Source organism: Streptomyces sp. NPDC090798 (genome assembly GCF_044768965.1).
GTDB lineage: Bacteria > Actinomycetota > Actinomycetes > Streptomycetales > Streptomycetaceae > Streptomyces.
This window is the reverse complement of the sequence record NZ_JBIVXA010000018.1, coordinates 184,834-187,639: the sequence shown is the minus strand read 5'-3', so window position 1 is coordinate 187,639 and position 2,806 is coordinate 184,834. Positions and strand designations below refer to the sequence as shown.

Here is a 2,806-nt window from a genome sequence, read left to right as displayed (position 1 = left end):
CCTGCGTGCCGCCCTGGGTGTTCCCGGTCCCGCCCTGCGTGCCGCCCTGGGTGTTCCCGGTCCCGCCCTGCGTGCCGCCCTGGGTGTTCCCGGTCCCGCCCTGCGTGCCGCCCTGGGTGTTCCCGGTCCCACCCTGCGTACCGCCCTGCGTGTTCCCGGTCCCACCCTGCGTACCGCCCTGCGTGTTCCCGGTCCCACCCTGCGTACCGCCCTGCGTGTTCCCGGTCCCACCCTGCGTACCGCCCTGCGTGTTCCCGGTCCCACCCTGCGTGCTATTACTGTTGCCGTTCACCTCATTAAAAACATTTCCGTAAGACCCGCCGTTGTTGAAAACAACGGTAACTCCTGCGGGGGTTTCAGGATCATTGCGGAGTTCCGCGGAAGCCTGGCCCGCTGTTGTGCCTGTCAGTGCCACGGCAGCGACAAAGGGCAGGGTTGCGTAGATGCCAAACCTTTTCACAGGACCCCTTTCTTGTTGTAGATAGAGATAGGAATCTTTGTGGACTAAACTGTCGCAACACATCACTCCATAACTACAGCGACACGGCAATGTCACCCATACAGAGTGTTAAGCAGACTGCACCGTGATGTGGGATTTTCTGCGTGCGGGACCCCCATGGCCCACCGGGGCCAGACCGACGCTCCTGCGGTGGACCGGCCGGACTCATCGGGCTCGGCGACGTATTCGAGCTTGTCGCGCACAGCCGCCACCACGCGGTCGGGAGGTCCGAATAGCGCGTCGAACATGTTCTGCTCGACCGGTCGACTTTTTCTCCAGCCGCTCCAACTGCTGCTGGGCTAGACCTGCTTGGCAGCTCGGTCGACCTGCTCGCGAACGCCGCCTGCCCCGCTCCAGAACGGTGAGGCCGTCGCGATCAACGACGCCCCGACAAGCAAAAAAGAATGCAGCACGTCGATGCGTTGCGTTCACAAGACGTTCCTCCGTGACCGCCCGCGCATGCCGCATTACCGCTGCACTCCCGCCGCCAGGCCGTCGACCAGAAGAGACAGAAGAGACAGAAGTATTATTCGACGGACGCCCACGACAGGTTCGGTAGAGAGGTTCTTCGCCCCCGGCAGTGAACGTCCACGTGTTCGGCGTCCTGGGCGAGGCCGGGATGCCGGGTGACGCGTGGAGCATCACGGTCCTCAGCCCTCGGTATCGCCGTGACCCTCTGGAAATTCGGCCTGTTCATCGACTTCGGCCTGCCAGCCACAGCCCGAGCAGCGCGACTTTCGCGGTCACCGCGATCCCAAGAACCCAACTGTGGCCGACCACCTGACCCAGCACCGTCAGGCTGCCACGCCGCCGGCAGGCTGCTTGTCCCCGCCCGCTTCGCCCAGGAGCGGCTGGCCAGCGAGCAGCGAACCGTGTGCGGAACCTGCGACACCACCTCTGTCCCCGTCGTCAGCGACCAGGAGCTGGGTGCTGTTACAGACGGTGTGCGGCCAGCGTCCTGTCGCCGTCGCGGAAGCCTTCGTCTCTACGCTCGCGCCGGCCACCCAGGTGACACACCGAGGTGGCACACCCGCATGTTCGCGCCGGAGATTCGGGCCGGTGTCCGTGGCCCCGACGGACCGGTAGGCCGCTGGAGCACGGACGAAGGACAAGACAGAGCGCCGCCGGGTGAGGAGGTACCCGCCCCCGCCCTGGTCCAGCACGGCCGGACGGACACGGCCCCCTGCTTGGAAGCCTGGGGGACGTAAGGCGATTGTCGTGCTGACCCTGTTCTCGATCGGCTCCCAGTCGGCGGCCAAGTCACCGGGCTGGAGCCGAGCCGGGACGTACGTGTAGCTAATTCCAGCTACAGGGCCGCCCGAGTCTATATGTGGATTGCGGCGATCGTTTGCCGTCGAAGTAAATTGACGGTAACGGGCTCAACGGAGGCCCTGAGGTCGTTCGGATCTAAAGTGTGGGTCTTTCTAGTGACAAGCGGTGTGGTTAGGCCCCTTATAGCTCACGATTCGAGTTGACTCAGCCGACGCGTGAGACCAGTATCGGGATTGTAACTTCGCCGCTGTGCAGGTATCCAGGCGCCCGGGATTACAACGCGCGGTGCTTCTCTTCCTGCACACCGGCCTCCAGGGGCTGCACTGGCACTCAGCCCGGCAGCGGACTGAAGTACCCGGCGGATCCAGCACCTTTCAGGTGTGGGATGAAGGAAATTCACGGTTAATGCGCTGGGCCTTCAATTGGCCGGACGTGTCTTCTGAGTGGCCGACAACACCACGATCGGATCGGACCACGCTCTGCGCATCGCATGACCAGACGCCGAAGCGAATAGTGCTTAATACGGAAGAGAGGAGCACGCGCGTGCGGCACACTCGGAAGCAGAAGATGGCGACAGCAATAGTGTCGGCGGCAATGGCTGGAGGAATGGCTGCCATAGGGGCCCCTGCCTCAGCGGCGCCGGCGGTGACCGGCGCAGTTTCCCACGTCCAGACACTTGCCAGTAAAGGTACATCGCAGGCTCAGACCCTGCTGCCGGAAAAGCCGTGCAAGCAGAAACACTGCAATACCGGCAACAATCAGGGGTCGCGGAGCGGCAGGGGTGGCAACACCCAGGGCGGCACCCAGGGCGGCGGCTCCGGCAACACCCAGGGCGGCACCCAGGGCGGCGGCTCCGGCAACACCCAGGGCGGCACCCAAGGTGGCAGGGGTGGCAACACCCAGGGCGGCACCCAGGGCGGCGGCTCCGGCAACACCCAAGGCGGCACCCAGGGCGGCGGCTCCGGCAACACCCAGGGCGGCACCCAAGGTGGCAGGGGTGGCAACACCCAGGGCGGCACCCAGGGCGGCGGCTCC

Annotated in this window: 3 protein-coding genes; 1 reads left to right on the top strand and 2 read right to left on the bottom strand. The window is 65.0% G+C overall.

Annotated features, from left to right (window positions below):
* Together ACIQTP_RS33180 and ACIQTP_RS33175 are read right to left on the bottom strand one after the other, a co-directional pair.
* Nucleotides 1-292, bottom strand: a 292-nt coding sequence (locus ACIQTP_RS33180; RefSeq protein ID WP_403406995.1) for a hypothetical protein, incomplete at its 3' end; no start/stop codon positions are given.
* Between the two features lie 1,853 nt (nt 293-2,145).
* Nucleotides 2,146-2,388 carry a hypothetical protein gene (locus ACIQTP_RS33175; protein ID WP_403406993.1) on the bottom strand — a complete coding sequence of 81 codons (243 nt, stop codon included), beginning with the start codon at nt 2,386-2,388 and terminating at the stop codon, nt 2,146-2,148.
* 28 nt (nt 2,389-2,416) lie between these two features.
* Between ACIQTP_RS33175 and ACIQTP_RS33170 the strand changes: the two genes are divergently transcribed.
* Nucleotides 2,417-2,806: hypothetical protein (locus ACIQTP_RS33170; RefSeq protein WP_403406991.1), on the top strand; the 390-nt coding region annotated here is incomplete at its 3' end.

Excerpts from the sequence above, each read along its gene's own strand:
- ACIQTP_RS33175 (WP_403406993.1), bottom strand. The coding sequence starts at position 2,388 with ATGGCAGCCATTCCTCCAGCCATTGCCGCCGACACTATTGCTGTCGCC.